This is a genomic window from Pseudoalteromonas sp. 5Ae-yellow (assembly GCF_014077565.1).
Classification (GTDB): Bacteria; Pseudomonadota; Gammaproteobacteria; order Enterobacterales; family Alteromonadaceae; genus Pseudoalteromonas.
The window spans coordinates 16,159-37,951 of the sequence record NZ_JACGWD010000026.1 but is presented as its reverse complement, the minus strand read 5'-3'; the positions used below and the strand labels follow the sequence as shown (position 1 = coordinate 37,951).

General features: G+C 38.9%; 18 protein-coding genes. 5 read left to right on the top strand and 13 right to left on the bottom strand.

Going from position 1 to position 21,793, the window contains the following annotated elements:
• Nucleotides 1-808: 808 nt before the first annotated feature.
• Nucleotides 809-2,389: a BCCT family transporter gene (locus H4J63_RS09110; protein ID WP_007583074.1), complete on the top strand. Its 1,581-nt coding sequence runs from the start codon at nucleotides 809-811 to the stop codon at nucleotides 2,387-2,389.
• A 248-nt stretch (nucleotides 2,390-2,637) separates the two neighbouring features.
• On the opposite strand, the gene H4J63_RS09105 is transcribed toward H4J63_RS09110, so the two are convergent.
• The 3 genes from H4J63_RS09105 to H4J63_RS09095 all read right to left on the bottom strand — a co-directional run bounded on the left by H4J63_RS09105 (nucleotide 2,638) and on the right by H4J63_RS09095 (nucleotide 6,403).
• Entirely contained in the window at nucleotides 2,638-3,348 is a 711-nt protein-coding gene (locus H4J63_RS09105; protein ID WP_024604100.1) for a 3'-5' exonuclease, read from the bottom strand.
• 3 nt (nucleotides 3,349-3,351) lie between these two features.
• Nucleotides 3,352-5,247 (bottom strand): DUF294 nucleotidyltransferase-like domain-containing protein, encoded by a 1,896-nt coding sequence (locus H4J63_RS09100; protein WP_024604101.1) that lies wholly within the window; start codon nucleotides 5,245-5,247, stop codon nucleotides 3,352-3,354.
• Nucleotides 5,248-5,395: 148 nt separating this feature from the next.
• Nucleotides 5,396-6,403 (bottom strand): rhodanese-related sulfurtransferase, encoded by a 1,008-nt coding sequence (locus H4J63_RS09095; RefSeq protein ID WP_007583069.1) that lies wholly within the window; start codon nucleotides 6,401-6,403, stop codon nucleotides 5,396-5,398.
• A 208-nt stretch (nucleotides 6,404-6,611) separates the two neighbouring features.
• Between H4J63_RS09095 and H4J63_RS09090 the strand changes: the two genes are divergently transcribed.
• On the top strand, nucleotides 6,612-7,940 hold the full coding sequence (locus tag H4J63_RS09090; protein ID WP_182196115.1) for a DEAD/DEAH box helicase: 1,329 nt from the start codon (nucleotides 6,612-6,614) through the stop codon (nucleotides 7,938-7,940).
• Nucleotides 7,941-7,942: 2 nt separating this feature from the next.
• The gene (locus H4J63_RS09085) at nucleotides 7,943-8,776 is read left to right on the top strand and encodes a S1 RNA-binding domain-containing protein (protein ID WP_024590152.1); all 834 of its coding nucleotides are present in this window, start codon (nucleotides 7,943-7,945) and stop codon (nucleotides 8,774-8,776) included.
• Between the two features lie 43 nt (nucleotides 8,777-8,819).
• Here H4J63_RS09085 and H4J63_RS09080 read toward each other — a convergent pair whose 3' ends face one another.
• The 10 genes from H4J63_RS09080 to gyrA form a co-directional block, all read right to left on the bottom strand.
• Nucleotides 8,820-9,191 carry a hypothetical protein gene (locus tag H4J63_RS09080; protein WP_182196112.1) on the bottom strand — a complete coding sequence of 124 codons (372 nt, stop codon included), beginning with the start codon at nucleotides 9,189-9,191 and terminating at the stop codon, nucleotides 8,820-8,822.
• 93 nt (nucleotides 9,192-9,284) lie between these two features.
• A complete protein-coding gene (gene pyrF, locus H4J63_RS09075) occupies nucleotides 9,285-9,989 on the bottom strand; it encodes an orotidine-5'-phosphate decarboxylase (RefSeq protein WP_182196110.1) in 705 nt (234 codons plus the stop codon).
• A 350-nt stretch (nucleotides 9,990-10,339) separates the two neighbouring features.
• Nucleotides 10,340-11,476: a lipopolysaccharide assembly protein LapB gene (lapB, locus tag H4J63_RS09070; RefSeq protein WP_182196107.1), complete on the bottom strand. Its 1,137-nt coding sequence runs from the start codon at nucleotides 11,474-11,476 to the stop codon at nucleotides 10,340-10,342.
• 2 nt (nucleotides 11,477-11,478) lie between these two features.
• Nucleotides 11,479-11,760 (bottom strand): lipopolysaccharide assembly protein LapA domain-containing protein, encoded by a 282-nt coding sequence (locus tag H4J63_RS09065; RefSeq protein ID WP_007583056.1) that lies wholly within the window; start codon nucleotides 11,758-11,760, stop codon nucleotides 11,479-11,481.
• Between the two features lie 21 nt (nucleotides 11,761-11,781).
• Nucleotides 11,782-12,069 (bottom strand): integration host factor subunit beta, encoded by a 288-nt coding sequence (gene ihfB, locus H4J63_RS09060; protein WP_007583054.1) that lies wholly within the window; start codon nucleotides 12,067-12,069, stop codon nucleotides 11,782-11,784.
• Between the two features lie 67 nt (nucleotides 12,070-12,136).
• Entirely contained in the window at nucleotides 12,137-13,804 is a 1,668-nt protein-coding gene (gene rpsA / locus H4J63_RS09055) for a 30S ribosomal protein S1 (protein ID WP_002961176.1), read from the bottom strand.
• Nucleotides 13,805-13,899: 95 nt separating this feature from the next.
• The gene (gene cmk, locus H4J63_RS09050; protein ID WP_007583052.1) at nucleotides 13,900-14,610 is read right to left on the bottom strand and encodes a (d)CMP kinase; all 711 of its coding nucleotides are present in this window, start codon (nucleotides 14,608-14,610) and stop codon (nucleotides 13,900-13,902) included.
• Nucleotides 14,611-14,716: 106 nt separating this feature from the next.
• On the bottom strand, nucleotides 14,717-15,994 hold the full coding sequence (gene aroA, locus H4J63_RS09045; RefSeq protein WP_182196104.1) for a 3-phosphoshikimate 1-carboxyvinyltransferase: 1,278 nt from the start codon (nucleotides 15,992-15,994) through the stop codon (nucleotides 14,717-14,719).
• Nucleotides 15,994-17,076 carry a 3-phosphoserine/phosphohydroxythreonine transaminase gene (serC, locus tag H4J63_RS09040; protein WP_182196102.1) on the bottom strand — a complete coding sequence of 361 codons (1,083 nt, stop codon included), beginning with the start codon at nucleotides 17,074-17,076 and terminating at the stop codon, nucleotides 15,994-15,996. Before serC ends, aroA begins: the two co-directional genes overlap by 1 nt.
• 321 nt (nucleotides 17,077-17,397) lie before the next feature.
• Nucleotides 17,398-20,097 carry a DNA topoisomerase (ATP-hydrolyzing) subunit A gene (gene gyrA, locus H4J63_RS09035; RefSeq protein WP_007583046.1) on the bottom strand — a complete coding sequence of 900 codons (2,700 nt, stop codon included), beginning with the start codon at nucleotides 20,095-20,097 and terminating at the stop codon, nucleotides 17,398-17,400.
• 176 nt (nucleotides 20,098-20,273) lie between these two features.
• On the opposite strand from gyrA, the gene ubiG reads away from it, so the two are divergent.
• Together ubiG and H4J63_RS09025 are read left to right on the top strand one after the other, a co-directional pair.
• Nucleotides 20,274-20,984, top strand: a complete 711-nt coding sequence (gene ubiG / locus H4J63_RS09030; RefSeq protein WP_182196099.1) for a bifunctional 2-polyprenyl-6-hydroxyphenol methylase/3-demethylubiquinol 3-O-methyltransferase UbiG — start codon at nucleotides 20,274-20,276, stop codon at nucleotides 20,982-20,984.
• Entirely contained in the window at nucleotides 20,984-21,664 is a 681-nt protein-coding gene (locus H4J63_RS09025; RefSeq protein ID WP_182196096.1) for an HAD family hydrolase, read from the top strand. Before ubiG ends, H4J63_RS09025 begins: the two co-directional genes overlap by 1 nt.
• Nucleotides 21,665-21,793: the final 129 nt, after the last annotated feature.

Below are 21,793 nucleotides of genomic sequence, written 5' to 3'. Positions count from 1 at the left end.
GGGCGATTAAATCGCGGCACGAGGTTTGTAACCTAGTGGGCTAAGTAAAAACCGAGTAACAAAGAGTTAATCGTCCCTAGAAAGAACCCAAAGGGCAGTGTATGTTTGGTATTTATGCTGCGTTATTGCCTATTTATGGGGAATGACCACACTACATAGGCTCTGCCTTGCCTAAAAACCAAACATACTACTGTAAATTCAATCGCCAAAATTCAACATGCCCTAATGTTGTGTTAAATCATATTCATATTACAACTTGATTAAAGATGCTTATCAGCTTATAAATTTATACTAGCCCTGGAGGGAAATTTGCTCTTTGCTGCTCAGTTTTTAATTATTCTCACGTGTATGTAAGCATGTAGAATAACGCAGATTTGAAACAGCACCGTTAGGTTACAAACTTAGGATCGATTAAATCGCTCCTAAATAGAACAAATTTTAATCCTAAAAGGTCAACAAGCCCTAGTATTTAAGCATTAATTAAGTTGCTTAAAAGTGATCTTTTTTTACTTAACCAAGTAAATTAATACTTTTAATAGCAAACTAAATTTTAACGTTCACTGAATTTATAATTTTAGGGCTTTTTAAATAAAAGAATCATGAATTTGGCTATATAAACAGCGTTTTAAATGCAAATTCATTTACATTTAATATTTAACTCATACACTACTAGCTGTATGATCACTCTTCAAATTAGTTAGTCTTCAAATAATTATGGTATTACATTTACTTAATATTTAAAGGCTAATGTAATTCGATATGACGCCGAATTTATTTTGGCTTGTTAGGACAACTAAAGAGGTATTGCATGAAGGAAAATCATGACAAATATAGTATTGACAGTACAGACTACACTGTAGGTCAAGACAACGTACAAAAATGGGGGCTTGATATACATAACTCTGTTTTCGGCATAAGTGCCGGACTGATTGTCATTTTTTTAATCGCCATTCTTGTTACCGATCCACAAACGGCTAAATCTGCTCTTGATGGTATAAAAACAGATATTATCAATAACTTTGACGCCTTATTTATGTGGGCTGCTAATTTTTTCGTTGTTTTTTGTTTAGCGCTTATTGTTTCACCTTACGGTAACATTCGTTTAGGTGGTGATGATGCTAAACCGACTCACTCACGTATCTCATGGTTAGCTATGTTATTTGCTGCGGGAATGGGTATTGGCTTAATGTTTTGGGGCGTTGCTGAACCACTTGCTTATTATACAGGCTGGTTTGAAACACCACTGAATGTAACACCTAATACACCCGAGGCGGCAAAAGTAGCAATGGGTGCGACTATGTTTCACTGGGGTCTTCACCCGTGGGCTATTTATGCCGTTGTAGGGCTTTCGCTTGCATTTTTTACTTATAATAAAGGCTTACCACTGTCTATTCGTTCTATCTTTTATCCTATTTTAGGTGATAGAGCATGGGGCTGGCCAGGTCACCTCATCGATATTTTAGCCGTGCTTGCAACCCTGTTTGGTCTTGCTACTTCTTTAGGACTTGGGGCACAGCAAGCTTCTGCAGGAATAGACCATGTATTTGGTACCTCAGGCGGAGTTGGTTCACAAATTTTAGTCATTATAGGTGTTTCACTTTTAGCTATTGTTTCAGTAATTCGTGGGATTGATGGCGGCGTTAAAGTGCTTAGTAATGCCAATATGCTAATCGCCTTAGTTTTGCTTATCTTTGTTTTTTTAGTAGGCTTTGCTGTTTCTGTAGGTAATATCCCGACTACTGTTATGGGGTATATAGAAAATATCATCCCACTAAGTAATCCTCATGGTCGTGAAGATGAAACTTGGATGCACGGGTGGACTGTATCTTATTGGGCATGGTGGATTTCTTGGTCACCGTTCGTAGGTATGTTTATCGCGCGTGTATCACGTGGTCGTACAATTCGTGAATTCTTAATTGCGGTATTGCTTGTTCCTACTGCTGTTACTATTTTATGGATGTCTATATACGGCGGAATTGCAATTGATCAAGTAATCAACGGTGTAGGTGAACTAGGTGCTAATGGCCTAACTGAAGTACCTTTAGCTATGTTCCAAATGTTTGATGCATTACCTATGGCGAACATTTTATCATTTGTAGCAATTATTTTAGTATTGGTTTTCTTTATTACTTCATCGGACTCTGGTTCTTTGGTAATTGATTCAATCACTGCCGGTGGCAAAATTGATGCTCCAGTACCACAGCGTATTTTTTGGGCTGTGACTCAAGGTGCGGTAGCCGCTGCATTACTTTGGATAGGCGGGACTGAAGCGATTCAAGCACTTCAAGCTGGCTCTGTATCAGCAGGATTACCTTTCACTATTGTATTGTTATTTATGTGTTTAAGCTTAGTTTTAGGTTTACGAACTGAGCCTCGCTCAATTAAATAATACTTTGAGTAAGTAACGTAATACTTTTACTTAGTAACAAAAGCGCCGCAATTTTTGCGGCGTTTTTTTGTTTAACTATTTAAAATCATACCAATTCGCTTAATAAAGTGATCTATTTTGTGGCAGGAAAATCGTATCGATAGTAAGGCAAAAATTTCGTTATTTAGTTATTCTAAATGAGAGATTTTTAACGCAGCTAGCGTCAGGTTTAACCCCCAAAACGATTAAAGTATCATTGCGTATTGGTATTATACCCACAACTCTGAAATTGGAGTATCTACACGGTAATGATGACTCAGTTGCGCTTGTAGAAGCTCGGCTGTAGCAAGCGCATCCGTTAGAGCATTATGGTTATTATATGGAGGTAATGAGTATCGCTTGCGGCAATCTGTTAATCTGAGCGATCCAAGTTTTGTGTTAAACAATCGGCCTAATACTCCCTGCCTTGCTTTTAGTGCTCTTTTTTCTAGCTCCATTGTATCAACAAGTGCAAACTCAATACCTTCTTTAAGCCTCAGTAATAACGCATTATTTAAAAAATGGCGCTCTATTGCAGCGTAATGCACCACGACAACTTTGCCACTTAGCGCTTCAAGTAAAGGTTCAATAATTCGATTAAAGTCAGGTGCGTCATCCACCTCAGAGTGCGTTATTCCATGAATTAAAATAGATTCTTCATGCAGGTTACGTCTTGGTTGAACAACCCAATGCCGACTGTGTTTGCAATAAATACGCTTTAAATTAAATGGCACTAAGCCAACACTCACAATATCGTCGTTTTGGCTATTTAAACCTGTTGTTTCAAAGTCCATTGCTACAAAAGGCACATCTTCTACTGCGGCTTTATCTTGGTTATAAGCACCTGCATAAAAGTGTTTTAGAAGTTTATTTTCGGTGTTGTTGGCAAGCTCGTTGTATCTAGCTTGCCAATCAACTGCTTTGTAATTACGCTGATTCATAGGCTACTTTACACCAGAGTTTGCAGTGTAGCTAAATTTTAAATAGCTTTGTGCTTTTTCTAAAATAGCGAATGCCTCTTTCAAGTTTCGCTGTTCAAAAGGAGAAAGTAAATGTGGGTCTAAGTCGTTATCAGGCTCTTCGCCCTTCTCTATTTGCCACGCTTGATGGCGAATTCGCATCATAGCAATATACTCAAGTGCATCACGTAAATCTTGCGCTTTACCCTGCGGTAATAGCTTAGCTTCAATAATATCTTCTAATCGCTCAAATGAGTTTTGTTTACGCGAACCAATAGCTAATGCGTGTACGCGTATAACATCAGAAAGTGGTGCAGTCCCTCTTCGCTTTAAGTTCATTGAACGCTTATGTTGGCCGTTATGCTCCATAACAAAGCCTTTAAAAAAGCCAAGCGGTGGTGTTCTATTTCGAGCATTTGCTGCCATATTTGCTAGAAATATAAGATTCACTTTACTTTGTTTCGCTATAAATATTTTAAGCTCGTCGGCCCACTTGGTTTTACCCCACACACCGTCTAAATCAAAAAATATAGAGCTATTAAGCAGTGCTTGTGGTTTTGGCTGGGCTATCCAATCTGCAAATTGATCGAACCACTCTGAGCGAGTTTTACGCCATTTTTTAAACGACGCCATTATTTCGCCATCACAATAAGTGTAACCACACTGCGCTAAGCCATCACACACAAAATCGGCAATATTTTGAAAGTACGCGTTATGTTTTTCATCGTCGTAACTGTCATCTAAAATTAGTGCGTTATCTTGATCAGTTACAATAAGTTGCTCGTCGCGAGCCATTGAGCCCAGTGCAATAAAACAATAAGGAACGGGAGGTGGACCAAACTTTTCTTCAGCTAATACCAGTAATCTTTGTTTAAAAGTACGTCCGATAACGGCCATGGCAGTACCAATCATGTGTGAATTTGCATCTTCGTTAACCATACGGACAAATACATTGGGTAATTGGCGTGCATAATGCGCTAAATCCTCAATTGTTTGTTGAGCAAGTATGCCGCGTACAAGTAATAAGCTGCTTTGCGATTCGTAACGTAAAATATCAGAGAGCGAGATAACTCCTATAGGACGTCTTTTTTGTACTACGGGTAAATGATGGAGATTATCTCTGAGCATGGCCAGTACCGCTTCAAAAATATAGTCATTAGCATCTAAAAGCACTAAGTTAGTAGACATAATCTCTTTTGCTTGTGTGTTAAAATCAAGCCCTTTAGCCACTACTTTTGAGCGTAAATCCCTATCGGTTATTATGCCAACGACTTGTCCATCATCTTCCTCAGGATCGTCGTTTATTGGTTTATTTACATCGGTTACCAAAACTGACGATACAGCCTCTTCGGTCATTAATTTAGCGATATCTTGTATTGTAGATGTTGCATCTACGGTGACTACATCTCTGTGAATTAATGATTTTACTTTAGCGGTTGTAAGGTCATTGCCATCAGCTTGTTCAACAATAGCTTGATGTAAACGCACGTTACCATCTGTTTCAAAGTAATCAGCAAACGCATCAAACTCATCACAGTAACGATTAAATAGCTCAACATTTATACAATAAACTAACGTATCTTCAAGAGCAGTTGCAGGAAAACGCACCTTACGGTTCATCAATAAACCCATTTGACCAAATATTCCTGCAATGGCCAAACGATTGTATAGCTCACCATTTCGGCGATACATTTCTACAGAACCACTTCTAATCACATACAAATCAGATATGTCTTGTCCAAAACTTAAAATGTCTGTTTTTGCTCTAAAATAAGCAACTTCTACTTGTTGAGCTAGCTCATTAAGCGCTTTTTGAGGTAAGTCATCAAAAGGAGGATGTTGTGCTAAAAATTGTGCGATTTCAACTTGTTCGGCTTGCATAAATCCCTTCCTGTATGCGCATTAAAATGACTAAATATGTTTTGCAGATTAACACTATCATCGGAGTGTGAAAACAATTACTGCACAATTTTGGGCACAAAAAAAGAGCCTAAATAGACTCTTTAAATGTAATACTTATTGTAAAAATTTATTTACCGCGCTGAGCGTCTTTTTGGGCTTTTTTGGCTTCTTTACGTTGCTGTAAAACAGCTTGTGCCTCATTACCAATATGGCCTTCGCCACGGGCTTGCGCTAATTCTATTTGCTTTTGGCGCTCCGCAAAACGTGTCCGTTGCTCGTCTGTCACTTCTTCAATACAATGATGACAAGATACACCTTCCATGTATTCAGGCTTTAACTTTTCGTCTTCTGTAATTGGCATACGGCACGCGTGGCATTGATCATAAGAGCCCTTTTGTAAGTCGTGATCAACCGCAACGCGATTATCAAATACAAAACATTCTCCTTCCCACATGGTTTCTTCTTTTGGCACTTCTTCTAGATATTTTAAAATGCCGCCTTCAAGATGATAAACTTCGTCAAAACCTTGCTCTTTCATGTAGGCCGTCGATTTTTCGCAGCGGATACCACCTGTACAAAACATCGCTACTTTTTTATGTTTTTCAGGGTCTAAGTTTTCTTTAGCCCACTGTGGAAATTCGCGAAAAGTTTTAGTATTTGGATCGACTGCATTTTGAAATGTACCAATTTCAATTTCGTAATCATTACGTGTATCAATTAAAATTACTTCTGGGTCAGATATAAGTGCGTTCCACTCATTTGGCTTTACATAGCTACCCACAACTTTAAGCGGATCTACGCCTTCAACGCCCATCGTTACAATTTCTTTTTTTAGTTTTACTTTAGTGCGGTAAAACGGGCATTCATCATCGTAAGATTCTTTTGTTACGATGTTTTTTAAATTTGGTTGCTCATCAAGCCATGCTAATAAGTTGTCTATCCCTTCACGTTTTGCAGAAACAGTGCCGTTTATACCTTCGGCAGCGAGTAGTAAAGTACCGCGTACTTCATTTGCTTCCATCACTTCAAGCAACGGCTTACGGATAGCTTCAAATTCAGGTAAACCAACAAATTTATACAGCGCACATACTACAAAGTGATCGCCCGTTACATTATCTTTATGAACAACAGTCATTATATTTCCTATTTTGCCTTATTAGCCAGTATTGGCGTTTACCGAATCGTAAATCCGGCGCATATGGGGCGCGTATTTTACGCTTTTTTAGTTTAATTGCAAAAAATAGCGCTATAGATTGGTTTTTACTGTTAGCGACCTATCTGTGTAAGCTATAATGCGCTGATAAATTTATAGACTTAATTTGCTCATTTTGGAGAAACACACATTGCAGTTTACTGATCTTGGGATTGATACACGCCTTGAAACACAACTAGCACATCAAGGGATCACCCAGCCCACCGATATTCAAGCGCATGCAGTGCCTACCGCACTTGCAGGGCATGACATTTTCGCTCAGTCTAAAACTGGGTCGGGCAAAACCTTGGCGTTTTTATTACCTGCTGTACAAAGGGTTATGAAACAAAAAGCACTCAGTAAACGCGATCCTCGTGTACTTATTGTTGCTCCTACTCGTGAGCTTGCTACGCAAGTATTTACTCAGCTGCGTTTATTAATTGCAGGCACAGCCATTAAGGCCGTAAAAATACTTGGTGGCGAAAACTTTAATGACCAAATAAAAGCACTTAGAAACGACCCACAATTCGTAGTTGCTACACCAGGGCGTTTAGCTGATCACATTACAAAACGTTCATTACAATTGAGTGGACTAGAACTGCTTATTTTTGATGAAGCCGATCGTATTTTAGATTTAGGCTTTACCGAGCAGTTAAAAATGATTAACGAGCAAGCTAATCACCGTTTACGTCAAACGTTATTGTTTTCTGCAACACTTGACCATGCTCAAGTAGATGCTCTATCACGTAACCTATTAAAAAAACCAAAGCAAATTACGCTAAGTGCAGCGAACGAGCAACATAGCGATATTAAACAAACTTTATATCTAGCCGATCACCTTGATCATAAAGAAGCGCTATTAGAGCACTTTTTGAATCAAGATGATGTTGGTCAATGCATTATCTTCACAGCAACACGTTCTGACACGAGTCGCTTGAGTGAAGCGCTTAATGCTAAAGGCTTCAAGTCTGTAGCGCTTGCTGGTGATTTAACACAAAATAAACGTTTAGATATAATGGATTCGTTTAGTCGCGGAAACTTTAAAATATTAATCACCACCGATGTTGCATCTCGTGGTTTAGATTTACTAAGTGTAACGCATGTTATTAACTTTGATTTACCAAAACACGCTGAAGAGTATGTACACCGCATAGGTCGTACAGGACGAGCTGGCTTTAAAGGTAACGCAATTTCATTAGTTGGCCCAAAAGATTGGGCAAGTTACTTAGCTATTAAAGCATTTTTAAATGATGAGTTAAAATTTGCGAGCGTAGAGGGCTTAAAAGCTAAGTTTAAAGGTTTAAAAGATAAAAAGCCTGAGGCAACGTGGGATAAATCTAAAGAAAAATCCGCCGCTGTTAAAAAGCCTGTATTTAAACGCAAAGCCAAACCTAAAAAGCCAACAGCACCAATTAAAGCACCAATGAACATTGATGGCGATACACCAATGCGCCGTAAAAAAAAGACTGAGCAGGAATAATTATGAGTTACCTAGGAACCACACAAACATTATTTGTAAAAGAAGTGAGTAACGAAGGTGCTTACTTAGATGGTCATGATTTAGGTGAAGTGTTTTTACCAAAACAAGAAATTAAACATGAGCTTGAAGCGGGCGATAGCATTAGTGTATTTATCTTTTTAGACAACGCTAACTTAGCAACTGCCACAACTAAAAAGCCACACGCACAAGTAGGTGAATATGCCCTGCTTCGCGTTAAAGAAATTAATAGTATTGGTGCATTTTTAGATTGGGGTCTTGAGAAAGATGTACTAACCCCGTTTAACGAACAAAAACCACGCATGCAAGAAGGTCACTCATATTTAGTTCGTCTGTACCTTGATAATGCAAGCCAACGTATTTGTGCATCAAACAACTTTAATCGCTTCCTATCTAAAGATGAGCCACAATATACTCACTTACAAGAAGTGGATTTAATTGTTGCTGGCAAAACAGATATTGGCTACAAGGTATTAATTGAAGAATCGCATTTCGGTGTTGTTTTTTACAATATGGTATTTAAAAGCTTATTTGTGGGTCAAAAGCTTAAAGGCTTCATTCAAAAAGTACGTGAAGATGGAAAAATTGATGTTGTATTAGAAAAGCCAGGTATGGGAAAAGTAAGTGACCTTGGTGAAACTATTATGCAAAAACTAAAAAATGAAGGTGGTGTTATCCCATTAGGTGATAAGTCTGAACCTGAAGCAATAAAAAAGATGTTTTCTACTAGTAAAGCTAACTATAAAAAAGCAATTGGTGGATTATTCAAACAAGAATTGATAGATATTGAAGCGAAATCCATTCGCTTAAGATCTTAATTATAAATAATAGGCTGTAATTACTAATATTATCTGTTTGTAATTAACCTAAAATATACTTATAAGGCAATGTACATTGCGTATATTGCCTTGAATAATCAAGCTCTTCACCTTTTGACTCTAGGTTAAGCGGTGCCAAACGAAAAACCTTCTTTTCGCATTCTATTTTTTTATCATCAAGCTTAGATATGCAATCAGTTACTGTTATATGCTGAGATGTAAGTGTATCCTCATTTTTGTAACATAGGTGGTGTGCATAATCTTGCATTGTTTGTTTAAAATCGAACATATTGACAGGGTAATTCGTGATTATATCTGTTACTGATGTAACATCATCATATACTTTATTAGAAAAAAGATTTTTATTTACTGAAAAACCCGCAACAATAATTATAAAACCTAATAATAACTTCAAAACAAACCCCTACTACATTTCAATCCTAATAATGTAACATAAAATACACATGAGGTAAGGGCTTTTAGCACTATATTGCTGCTTTTTGTTAAATTATTCTATAGACCTATTAACATCACTAAGCACTTTTACGGGATCATCCGCCTGAGTAATAGGTCGGCCTATAACTAAATAATCACTTCCTGCATCTATTGCTTGCTTAGGAGTCATAATACGCTTTTGATCGCCAGCATCACTGCCTTCAGGACGTATACCTGGTGTTACAAGTTTAAAGTTCTCACCTAACTCTGCTTTTAAAGCTTTTGCTTCTTGTGCAGAACACACAACGCCATCAAGCCCTGCTTCCTTTGCAAGCTTAGCTAAATATATAACTTGCTCTTGAGCAGATTTATCAACGCCTAAACGCTTTAGTTCTGTTTCATCCATGCTTGTTAATACAGTAACCGCGATAAGTAATGGCGCTTTATCGCCAAATTGTTCTAGAGCCGATTTAGCTTTGCTCATCATTTCAAAACCACCAGAAGCATGAACGTTTACCATCCACACACCTATTTTCGCAGCTGCAGTAACAGCTTTAGCTACTGTATTAGGGATGTCATGAAATTTTAAATCTAGAAAAACATCAAAACCTAAATCAATTAACTCTTTAACAAATGCAGGTCCAAAATAAGTAAACATCTCTTTGCCTACTTTAAGACGGCATGTATCAGGAGAAAGTTGTTTAACAAAGTTTAAAGCAACCTCTTGATCATCGTAATCTAATGCTATAAGAATTTTTTTTGAGTGTTCGAAAGACATGACTATCCTAATGTATGGCTATAATACCAATCCGCAATTATACTTAATCAATTTGAGGACCAAATCTGACGCTAACTGCGTTAAAAATTTCTTATATAGAACAATAATATTAAAAATTTTTTGCCTTGTTATCGACACAATTTTCTTACCTCAAAACAGACCACTTAATTAAGCGAATTGATATAAAGTAATTGTATAAGTAGATTTAATGCAATAGTGCTAGCTGGTAATTTGAGAGAAGGTGTAGAGAAATTTATATAGACACAACATCAAAAAATTCCAACCCAGTAAACTCTCAGTTTAATTTGCTAAAATTATCATAGTTAAATCCGATATTATTTAAGGGGTTATTAAAATCCGTCTAAGCCTCGACTTGGAACAATGGTTTCCCAATGCTTACAAGAAGGGCAATTCCAATATATGGTGTAGCTTGTAAAACCGCAATGCTGACATTGGAAATCAGGTTTTGTAGCAATATAAGAGGTTACAAGCTTATCAATTTCATTAAGTACTTCTTTAGTATTTTTATTTTGGTCACCCATTAATTGCAGTAAAAAACTGAAACCACGAATAGTAGGTTGACGTTTTAAGCTATCAGTTAGAAATTCAAAGGCTTGTTTAGTGTGTCCTTGCTCAAGCAATGCTTGGCAATGTTTTATTTTAATTAATACACCGCCCTTTTCTAACAAGTCACTGACTAATTCATGAAATTGATGCGTTAAATTTAATTGTTTATAGCTGTGAGCTAGCTCATCAATAAACAACGGCGCAAACAAAGTGAATTGTGATACAAGCTCACGCCAGTAATAAATAGCTTTAACGTAATCTTCTTTCGCGTAAGCAACTAATCCTAACTCGTAAAGCGGACGTACGGCTTTATAATTTAAGCTAATCGCTTTTCTCATTAGTTGGGGTGTGTTATCACTTAAAGCTGATTCACAATAAAAATTAGCAATCGCTTTAAATTGTTGTTCTTTTGAAAATAGTTCGCTGTGGGCTTCAAACATGTTGATGCCTTTTTCCCATTCACGGGTTTGCGAATATAAAGTAATAATAGGGTCTAGTGCTGCTACATGGCCAGCCTTAACTAACCAAACTAAGTGCTCTTCTGCACTATCTAGTAGACCAGCCATTATATAATCTTCGGCAAGTTCTAAACGGCTAGTTGCAGCTTGTTGTTCATTTAAGCCTGGGTGTTTTAATAGAAGTTCATGAATTTTAATTGCGCGGTCTAATTCACCTCTACGGCGAAACATGGTGGCAAGTATAGAATAGTGTTCAACAGAGTCAGCTGAAACTTCAAGCAAATTAATCAAGTGCTCTAAGCCTTGGTCTTCTTCTCTGTCGAGTAGAAACTTTAAGCCTTTGCTGTATTCAGAAGTGATCTGACGATTTAGTTGATGAGCTTGGTTTTTAGCACTGTTTTTACCCATAATCCAGCCGTAACCGGCGGCAACAGGTAATAGTAAAAACAAAAGCTCAATCATAGTTAGGTGTCTTTATTCGCGGCAAGCTTTTTTTTATCTTTTTCAGGCGCTAATTGCTTTTTTAAGCGGTAGTTTTGCCACTTTAATTGTGAAAACAATTTAAAGCTAATAAAACAACCCACTAAAACACCTAATAAAAAGCAGATACTTATTATTACAGCTAAAGGTAGTGTATTACTGGCTATAATATAATTTATTTGTACTAACTGTGGGTTTTGTGACCCTAATACAAATGCACTGATAAGGCATAGCGCAACCAGAATAATTTTTAATACCTTGAACAAGTAACTACTCCACTAAGTTAACTAGGCAATGCTTTCATTTACGCGGTCGCGTAATTCTTTGCCTGGTTTAAAATGAGGTACATGCTTTCCTTCAAGCTCTACTGTATCGCCAGTCTTAGGATTACGACCTGTGCGAGGAGCGCGGAAATGCAAAGAGAAACTACCAAAACCTCTGATCTCAATACGATCTGAAGTAGATAATGAGCCGGCCATTTGTTCAAGAATTTCTTTTACAGCATTCTCAACATCTTTCACTGGGACGTGTGCGTGTTGTTCCGCAAGTGTTTCTATCAGTTCTGACTTAGTCATAGCGTTTCCTTAAAAAGAGATATAGGAAGGGCAAAAAATGCCCTTCCAACTAAAAACTAATTATATATTAGTCTTTTTGTGCATTTGCGAAAGCAGCTGCCATTGCGTTTTCAAACACTGGCTCTTCTTTCTTAAGCTTCTCTAGTACTTCTTTCTCTTCTGCTTCGAAAAGAGCTTTTACAGATAAGCTTAAAGTGCGGTTCTTACGATCAACACCAACGTATTTAACTTCAATCTCGTCGCCTACAGAAACAACAGTAGTTGCATCTTCAACGCGTTCTTGAGCGATATCAGCTACACGGATGTAACCTTCAACGCCTTCGATAAGTTCAACAGTTGCGCCTTTCGCATCAACTTCAGTCACTTTACCTTTAACAATAGCACCTTTTTTGTTTGCATCAAGGTAGTTATTGAATGGGTCAGCTTCGATTTGCTTAACACCTAGAGAGATACGTTCACGCTCTGGGTCAACTTGCAATACGATAGCAGTGATTTCGTCGCCTTTCTTGAATTCACGTACAGCTTCTTCGCCAGGTGTATTCCAAGAAATGTCTGAAAGGTGTACAAGACCGTCAATACCACCGTCAAGACCGATAAAGATACCGAAGTCAGTGATTGATTTGATCTTACCAGTAACTTGATCGCCTTTGTTTTGTAGACGAGCAAATTCCTGCCAAGGATTAGCAATACATTGCTTAAGACCAAGAGAAATACGACGACGTTCTTCGTCAATTTCTAAAACCATAACTTCAACAGTGTCGCCTAAGCTAACAACTTTTGAAGGATGGATGTTTTTGTTAGTCCAATCCATTTCAGAAACGTGTACTAAACCTTCAACGCCTTCTTCGATTTCCACGAAACAGCCGTAATCTGTAAGGTTAGTAACACGACCAGAAAGTTTAGAACCTTCTGGGTAACGACCAGCGATAGCTGCCCATGGATCTTCACCAAGCTGTTTAAGGCCTAGAGATACACGAGTTTTATCTTTGTCGAATTTTAGAACTTTAACTGCGATTTCGTCGCCAACATTAACGATTTCTGAAGGGTGCTTAACACGCTTCCAAGCCATATCAGTAATGTGTAGTAGACCATCAACACCACCAAGGTCAACGAATGCACCGTAGTCAGTAAGGTTCTTAACGATACCTTTAACTTCTTGGCCTTCAACAAGGTTAGCAAGAAGCTCTTCACGTTCTTGTGAGTTTTCAGATTCGATAACTGCACGACGTGAAACAACAACGTTGTTACGTTTTTGGTCAAGCTTGATTACTTTAAATTCAAGCTCTTTGCCTTCAAGGTGAGTTGTGTCACGTACTGGACGAACATCAACAAGTGAACCAGGTAGGAAAGCACGGATTGAATCAACTTCAACTGTGAAACCGCCTTTAACTTTACCGTTGATAACACCAGTAACAGTCTCTTGCTCTTCACATGCTTTCTCAAGACGGATCCATGCTTCGTGACGCTTAGCTTTCTCACGAGAAAGAATAGTTTCACCGAAACCGTCTTCAATTGCATCTAGTGCAACATCTACTTCGTCGCCTACAGCAACTTCAAGTTCACCAGCAGCATTTTTGAACTGCTCTGCAGGGATAGCACTTTCTGATTTAAGACCAGCATCTACAAGTACAATGTTATTCTCGATAGAGATTACTGTACCTTTAACGATAGAGCCTTGCTCTGCTTCAAAACCCTTTAAGCTTTCTTCAAATAACTGCGCAAAATTTTCTGACATACGAATATACGTCTCATATATTAATACCAATAAGCAACCATGCTGCATGGGGTTGTTAAAATAGCACTGGCATCCTGCTGGCGCATAAAATGTGTTTAGCTTCGTTTAGGAAGCTTACCTTCAGAGATTGCAATATCCAATAAAGTTATTACCTTATCAAACACTTGCTGTGCATTGAGCTCGCTAGTATCAAGCTCAATAGCATCATCTGCAGGTACAAGCGGAGCAACGGCACGATTCATATCGCGCTCGTCACGAGCTTGAATGTCCTGTAATAGACCACTTAGTGTAACATCAAGACCGCGCGTATTCAACTCAACAAAGCGTCTACGAGCACGCTCTTCTGCACTTGCTGTTAAATATATTTTTAACGGCGCATCTTGAAAAACCACAGTGCCCATATCACGGCCATCGGCAATTAAGCCGTTTTCAGTGCGAAATGCACGCTGGCGACGTAATAACGCTTCACGAACGCGAGGTAATGCTGCAACTTTTGATGCTGCAGCGCCTACTTCTTCATTACGAATAGTAGTAGTTACATCTTCGCCTTCTAAAATAACTTTTCCTGCATTAGTTTGGCTATCTACCAAAAACTGCACATCTAAATTTGCAGCAAGAGGGACAAGCCCTTCTTCATTGTCTAATGCAATTTGGTGATGAAGTGCAGCTAAAGATAAAACGCGATAAATCGCACCGCTATCTAATACATCCCACCCTAACTTGTCGGCTAACAAGCGACAAACAGTTCCTTTACCTGAACCACTTGGGCCATCAACGGTGATCACGGGCATTAATAACGCCTGCATTTAAAACCTCCTGCAATGCACACCTAAATAAACCGCGACATTATACGTCAGTTATTAAAATATATCTGCTATTAGTGTGTAACTTTTGTAATTACTTCTAATTAGCTTATTCACTGACTGACGCTAAAACATTGAAAAATGTAGGAAATGTTTTATAGGTACACTTTGGATCATTAATCGTTATTGGCTTTCCACCAACGGCAACCATTGCAAAACACATGGCTATACGGTGATCGTCGTAAGTGTCTATTGCTACATCGTTGAAGTGTTTAGGCGGTGTAATTTCTATAAAGTCATGCCCTTCTACCACTTCTGCACCTACTTTTCTAAGCTCAGTTGCCATCGCATATAAACGGTCTGTTTCTTTTACTCGCCAGTTATAAATGTTACGAATGGCAGTTGGGCCTTTAGCGAAAAGAGCAACAGTTGCAAGGGTCATAGCAGCATCAGGAATTGCATTAGCGTCAATATCTACGCCTTTTAATTCGCCTTTGCGAACAACTAAACGCTCATCATACCAATCGATTTTCGCGCCTACTTGCTCCATTACTTTAGCAAAGCCTATATCACCTTGAACTGATTTAGCACCCACGCCTTTAATTTCAATCTCGCCGCCAGCAATTGCAGCCGCAGCAACAAAGTAAGAAGCAGAAGATGCATCGCCTTCAACCATAATTCGTTCGAGTGATTGATACTGTTGACCACCTTTAACTTTAAAAGTTGCATAATCACTGTGCTCAACATCAATACCAAAGCGCGCCATAACACCTAACGTAATATCAATATAAGGCTTAGATACTAAAGTACCCTTAATAGTTATATTTGTATCGCCGTTAAATAAAGGTGCTGCCATTAACAAGGCAGTTAAAAACTGACTTGAAATACTACCGTCAATTTCAACCTCACCACCTTTTATTTGACCACCTACAATTTTAAGTGGTGGATAGTCTTTGTGTTTTGTATAAGTAACATCACCACCAAGCGCTTGTAGAGCATCAACTAAGTGCCCTATCGGACGCTCTTCCATACGTGGCTCGCCTATTAGCTCATACTCACCAGCAACGGCAGCAAGTACAGCCGTTAAAGGTCTGTAAGCAGTACCTGCATTACCTAAAAATAATGGTTCACTTGGTGTATTAAACACACCACCAACTCCCTCTACGGTCGCTACAGTGTGTTCATCATTCAAAGTTACATTTACACCCAATAACTTTAAAGCACCCAGCATATGGCGTATATCGTCACTATCAAGTAAGTTCTCTACAACGGTGGTACCGTTTGCCAGTGCTGCTAATAATAAAATTCTGTTCGATAGACTCTTTGAACCTGGTAGGGTTACCGTGCCATTTACTTTAGAAATAGGTTCTAAACGGAGCTGCTCCATTAGCTGTGCTCCTTTGCAAATGCAGCCATAAAATCTACAAGTGCTTGAACACCTTCAAGAGGCATAGCGTTATAAATACTTGCGCGCATACCGCCCACAATTCTGTGACCTTCAAGTGCAAGTAAACCGGCCTCGCTTGATTGAGCAACAAATTTGCTATTTAAGCTTTCATCGTTTAACCAAAATGGAACATTCATGCGTGAGCGGCAATGTTTAGCGACTATATTTGAATAAAAATCTGAGTTATCGATAAAATCATACAGTAAATTTGCTTTAGCAATATTTTGTGCTTCCATGGCTTTTACCCCACCATTGCTTTCAAGCCATTCAAATACTTCAGCCGCTAAATACCAAGCAAAGGTAGGTGGGGTATTAAACATACTGCCCTGCTTTGCTTCAAGTGCGTAATCTAAAATACCGGGCTTTGGCAAACCTTCGCGCTCAAGTAATGCTTTACGAACAATAACAATTGATATGCCCGATGGACCGATATTTTTTTGCGCACCAGCGTAAATCAAATCAAATTTATTAACGTCAATCTCACGCGATAAAATAGTTGAAGACATATCAGCAATAATCGGAGCTGTTGGGTGGCTTGGTACATCAAAAATCTCTAAGCCATCGACAGTTTCATTAGGGCAATAGTGGATGTACGCAGCGTCTTCTGGTAATTCCCAGTCAGCAACGTCTTTAATTGAAAACTCACCATCAGCATCATTACGGACATCCGTAAAAGACGTTTGAGTAAACTTATTCGCTTCATCTCTGGCGCTTTTCGACCATACGCCATTCTCGCAATAAAACGCTGTTTTGCCTTCTTGGTGTAAGTTTAATGGCACAGCACTAAACTGGCCACGACCACCACCATGCATAAACAGCACTTCAAATTCATCACTAATATTCATTAGGCGACGAAGGCTAGCTTCACATTTAGCTGTAAGCGCTAAAAACTCTTTACTGCGATGGCTAATCTCCATCACAGACACACCTAGGTCTTGCCAATCTAGAAACTCTTTTTGCGCTTTTTTCATAACCGCTTGCGGAAGCATAGCTGGCCCCGCACAAAAATTATATTTACTCATTACCTTTGCCTCATTCCAGTAATTTAACTACTAAGCATGAACATTTAATACCAATCCGCTAAACCTTTAAAATTTAATGAATAATACCAATCCGCAATAATACTTAATCATTTTGCGGGGCTAAACGTGTCGCTACTTGCGTTAAAAAATTCTCATTTAGAACAACTAAATAGCGAATTTTTTGCCTAGCTATCAACACGTTTTTCCACCCTCAAAATAGATCTCTTAATTAAGCGAATTGGTATGAGTATAATTTCACACCCTATTAATTTTTTTCAACAACATTAAAAAAAGCGGCCAAGGCCGCTTTTTCAATATCAATTATTCTGAAGGAGGATTATCATCCGCTACTTCATCAATAACCGTATCTACTGTTTCAACGTCTTCAATATCAATTAAGTCACTTTCTGTAACTTCAATCTCTTCTATACGTTGTAAACCAACTACTTGCTCTCCGTCAATAGTTCTGATCAAAATAACACCTTGTGTGTTACGTCCAACCGTTGAAACTTCATTAACGCGAGTTCGTACTAAGGTACCACGATTCGAAATAATCATTATTTCATCGTTGTCATCAACTTGCACAGCACCAACAACAGCGCCGTTACGTTCACTCACCTTAATTGATACAACACCTTGTGTTGCACGACTCTTAGATGGGTAATCTTCAAGTTGTGTACGCTTACCGTAACCATTTTCAGTTACCGTTAGAATGGCACCGTCAGTTTTTGGTACAATTAACGATACTACGCGTTGCTCGTCTGGCATTTTAATACCACGAACACCTGTAGCAGTACGACCCATTGGGCGAACACCTTTGAAGCGAATCTCAGGGTTACCTTCTTCGTCTAATACTGGGTTACCGTTTTCATCAACAACTGTTGTTTCTTCAGCTTCTTTGAACCGTACAACTTTACCTGCATCAGTGAACAACATAATTTCGTTGCTACCATCGGTAATATCAACACCAATCAAGCTATCGCCATCATTTAAGTTAACAGCAATGATACCGCTTGCACGTTGACGACTGTAAGCCGTTAATGGTGTTTTCTTAACTGTACCGAATGCAGTTGCCATAAAGATATATTTATCTTCTGCGTACTCGCGTACTGGCAATATAGCAGTAATACGTTCATCAGCTTCAAGTGGTAACAAGTTAACAATTGGCTTACCGCGCGCTGCACGACTTGCTAGTGGTAACTGATACACTTTAAGCCAATATAAACGACCGGCCGTAGAGAAACATAAAATAGTATCGTGTGTATTTGCAACTAACAGACGTTCAATGAAATCTTCATCTTTCATCTTCGTTGCTGACTTACCTTTACCACCACGACGCTGTGCTTCGTAATCAGACAATGCCTGATACTTCACATACCCTTCGTGAGAAAGCGTTACAACAACGTTTTCTTCGGTAATTAAGTCTTCAAGACTGATATCGTGAGCCGCTGCATTAATCTCAGTACGACGTTCGTCGCCATACTGCGCTTTAATTTCAACTAGTTCGTCACGAATAACTTCCATTAAACGCTCAGGTGTTGCCAAAATATAAAGTAGTTCAGCAATTAACTCTAATAACGCTTGATATTCAGTTAATATTTTTTCGTGTTCAAGACCAGTAAGCTTGTGTAAACGCAAATCTAGAATTGCTTGAGCTTGTTGCTCAGAAATATAGTATTGACCGTCGCGAATACCTAAATCATCAGCAAGCCAATCTGGACGGGCTACATTATCTTCGCCTGCTTTTTCAAGCATACCTTGTACATGACCTAATTCCCACGGACGTGCAGTTAAAGCAATTTTAGCTTCAGCAGGTGTAGGTGATTTACGAATAAGCTCGATAATTGGGTCAATGTTTGCAAGCGCAATTGCTAAACCTTCAAGCGTGTGAGCACGGTCACGCGCTTTGCGTAAATCAAACACGGTACGACGAGTTACTACTTCACGGCGGTGAATAATAAACTCTTCAAGCATTTCTTTTAGATTAAAACACTTAGGTTGGTTGTTAATTAATGCAACCATATTCATACCAAACACAGTTTGTAACTGAGTTTGTGAATACAAGTTATTTAAAATAACTTCGCCTACGTCACCACGTTTAATTTCAATAACGATACGCATACCGTCTTTATCTGATTCATCACGTAGTGCACTAATACCTTCAATTTTCTTATCTTTAACAAGCTCAGCAATTTTTTCAATTAAACGGGCTTTATTAACTTGATAAGGAATTTCGTGAACGATGATTGTTTCACGGCCTGTTTTTTCATCGGTTTCGACGTCGGCGCGTGCACGCATGTACACTTTACCACGGCCAGTTAAATAGGCTTGTTCAATGCCTTTTTTACCGTTGATAATTGCAGCCGTTGGGAAATCAGGACCAGGGATATAATCCATTAACTCTAAAATAGTTAAATCAGGATTTTGAATAAGTGCCAAACAACCGTTCACAACTTCAGTTAAGTTATGTGGTGGTATATTTGTAGCCATACCTACTGCAATACCCGACGAACCATTCACTAATAAATTAGGGACTTTCGTAGGTAACACGTCAGGGATGAACTCAGTGCCGTCGTAGTTAGGAACGAAATCAACCGTTTCTTTTTCAAGATCGGCTAATAACTCATGCGACATTTTTGCCATACGTACTTCTGTATAACGCATTGCCGCTGCTGAATCACCATCAACCGAACCGAAGTTACCTTGGCCATCTACAAGCATGTAACGTAGTGAGAATGGCTGAGCCATACGAACTATCGTGTCATAAACTGCACTGTCGCCGTGTGGATGGTATTTACCGATTACGTCACCGACCACACGGGCCGATTTTTTGTAAGGCTTGTTCCAGTCATTACTAAGCTCGTTCATTGCAAACAAAACGCGGCGATGAACAGGTTTTAAGCCGTCACGTACGTCTGGTAATGCACGTCCTACTATTACGCTCATTGCGTAATCTAAATAGGAGTTTTTTAACTCGTCTTCAATATTGACTGGCAGAATTTCATTGGCGAGATCAGTCATTTGATATCACATTCCTTCAGTATCAGCTCTCAACAACCCGGTATTGGGTATTAAGAGTATTGTTATTATTTCTAACAGCCATGCTATCACAATTAATTTTAATTTACAGGCGCAAAACTTTGCGATTTATCAATTTAGCCCTATATAATGGCCTCAGATTGACGAGGAAGTATTTTATGACCGAACATCAAAATGTAGATCACGCAGAAATAGCAAAATTTGAAGCCATCGCTGAGCGTTGGTGGGACCTAGACGGAGAATTCAAACCTCTTCACGAAATTAACCCGTTACGTTTAGACTTTATAGCAAATAAAACGCAAGGCCTATTCGATAAAGAAACACTCGACGTTGGCTGTGGTGGCGGTATTTTAAGCCAAAGCATGGCGCGCATGGGCGCAAAAGTAACTGGCATCGACATGGGGCAAGAGCCTTTAACTGTTGCTAAGTTGCACAGTTTAGAAACTGGCGTAAATGTAGATTATATAAAAGTGCCTGCAGAAGAGTTTGCAACACAGTACCCTGAGCGCTTTGATGTAATAACGTGTATGGAAATGCTTGAACACGTTCCCGACCCAGCATCTATCATTCATGCTGTAGCCGCACTTGCCAAACCAGGCGCGGATGTGTTTTTTTCAACCCTTAACAAAACACCTAAAGCATATTTATACGCGATTGTTGGCGCTGAAAAACTTTTAAAAATGGTACCTGAAGGTACACACGACCATAAAAAGTTTATAAAACCTGCACAGCTTATTTCATGGGCAGAGCAAGCCGGTTTAAAAGTCCGTGCAAGTACAGGGCTTTCTTATAACCCACTATCAAAGCAATATACGCTCAATAGTGACGTTAGCGTAAATTACATACTTTATTTTGAGAAGTTAGCTTAATGGCTAATTCTCAAGCCCCCTTATCCATTATTGAGTACGATGCATTTTTATTTGATTTAGACGGCACCCTACTCGACACCGCTGATGATTTAGGTGCCGCTTTAAACGCAGTCCTTATTAGCAATGAAATAGAACCAGTTAGTAGTGATGTATACCGTCCTGCGGCATCTAACGGCGCAGGCGCATTATTAGAGGCTGGTTTTAAAGAGTTATGGGACAAACAACACCAAAGCGAGCTTATAAAGCAATTAGTTAACGAGTACGCTGCAAACATAGCAAAACACACGCATTGCTTCAGCGGAGTTGAATCGTTACTTATCGCCCTTGATCAGAAAAAGATCAAGTGGGGGATCATGACTAACAAGCCTGGCTTTTTAACCGATCCTTTAGTGGCAGCTATTCCCGCATTGAAAAATGCCAGTGTAGTAATAAGTGGCGACACCTTAACTGAAGCTAAGCCATCACCTTTACCACTGCTGCATTGTGCAAAGCTCATGCAAGTAGAACCAAAGCGCTGTTTGTACATTGGTGATGCACAGCGCGACATACAAGCAGGCAAAGCCGCAGGTATGCATACCGCAACGGCTCTTTGGGGTTACATCCCAAGTAAAGATGAAGCGATAGCTTGGGAAGCCAATTTTAACTGGCTAAGTCCAATTGACGGTTTTAACCATATATAGTGTCATGTTAATTATTAAACACTATATATTGTGATTGTGTTAGTTTTCACACAAAGCTTGCTGATAAAAAAAGCAGTCAAAATTTATTTTTAAAATGCGTAAATTTAGCAGATCATTAGTTGATTTTTG

Bases quoted from the DNA above. Each gene is read 5' to 3' on its own strand.
- H4J63_RS09110 (WP_007583074.1), top strand. From the start codon at position 809: ATGAAGGAAAATCATGACAAATATAGTATTGACAGTACAGACTACACT.
- H4J63_RS09105 (WP_024604100.1), bottom strand. From the start codon at position 3,348: ATGAATCAGCGTAATTACAAAGCAGTTGATTGGCAAGCTAGATACAAC.
- H4J63_RS09100 (WP_024604101.1), bottom strand. From the start codon at position 5,247: ATGCAAGCCGAACAAGTTGAAATCGCACAATTTTTAGCACAACATCCT.
- H4J63_RS09095 (WP_007583069.1), bottom strand. From the start codon at position 6,403: ATGACTGTTGTTCATAAAGATAATGTAACGGGCGATCACTTTGTAGTA.
- H4J63_RS09085 (WP_024590152.1), top strand. From the start codon at position 7,943: ATGAGTTACCTAGGAACCACACAAACATTATTTGTAAAAGAAGTGAGT.
- pyrF (WP_182196110.1), bottom strand. From the start codon at position 9,989: ATGTCTTTCGAACACTCAAAAAAAATTCTTATAGCATTAGATTACGAT.
- lapB (WP_182196107.1), bottom strand. From the start codon at position 11,476: ATGATTGAGCTTTTGTTTTTACTATTACCTGTTGCCGCCGGTTACGGC.
- ihfB (WP_007583054.1), bottom strand. From the start codon at position 12,069: ATGACTAAGTCAGAACTGATAGAAACACTTGCGGAACAACACGCACAC.
- rpsA (WP_002961176.1), bottom strand. From the start codon at position 13,804: ATGTCAGAAAATTTTGCGCAGTTATTTGAAGAAAGCTTAAAGGGTTTT.
- cmk (WP_007583052.1), bottom strand. From the start codon at position 14,610: ATGCAGGCGTTATTAATGCCCGTGATCACCGTTGATGGCCCAAGTGGT.
- aroA (WP_182196104.1), bottom strand. From the start codon at position 15,994: ATGGAGCAGCTCCGTTTAGAACCTATTTCTAAAGTAAATGGCACGGTA.
- serC (WP_182196102.1), bottom strand. From the start codon at position 17,076: ATGAGTAAATATAATTTTTGTGCGGGGCCAGCTATGCTTCCGCAAGCG.
- gyrA (WP_007583046.1), bottom strand. From the start codon at position 20,097: ATGACTGATCTCGCCAATGAAATTCTGCCAGTCAATATTGAAGACGAG.
- ubiG (WP_182196099.1), top strand. From the start codon at position 20,274: ATGACCGAACATCAAAATGTAGATCACGCAGAAATAGCAAAATTTGAA.
- H4J63_RS09025 (WP_182196096.1), top strand. From the start codon at position 20,984: ATGGCTAATTCTCAAGCCCCCTTATCCATTATTGAGTACGATGCATTT.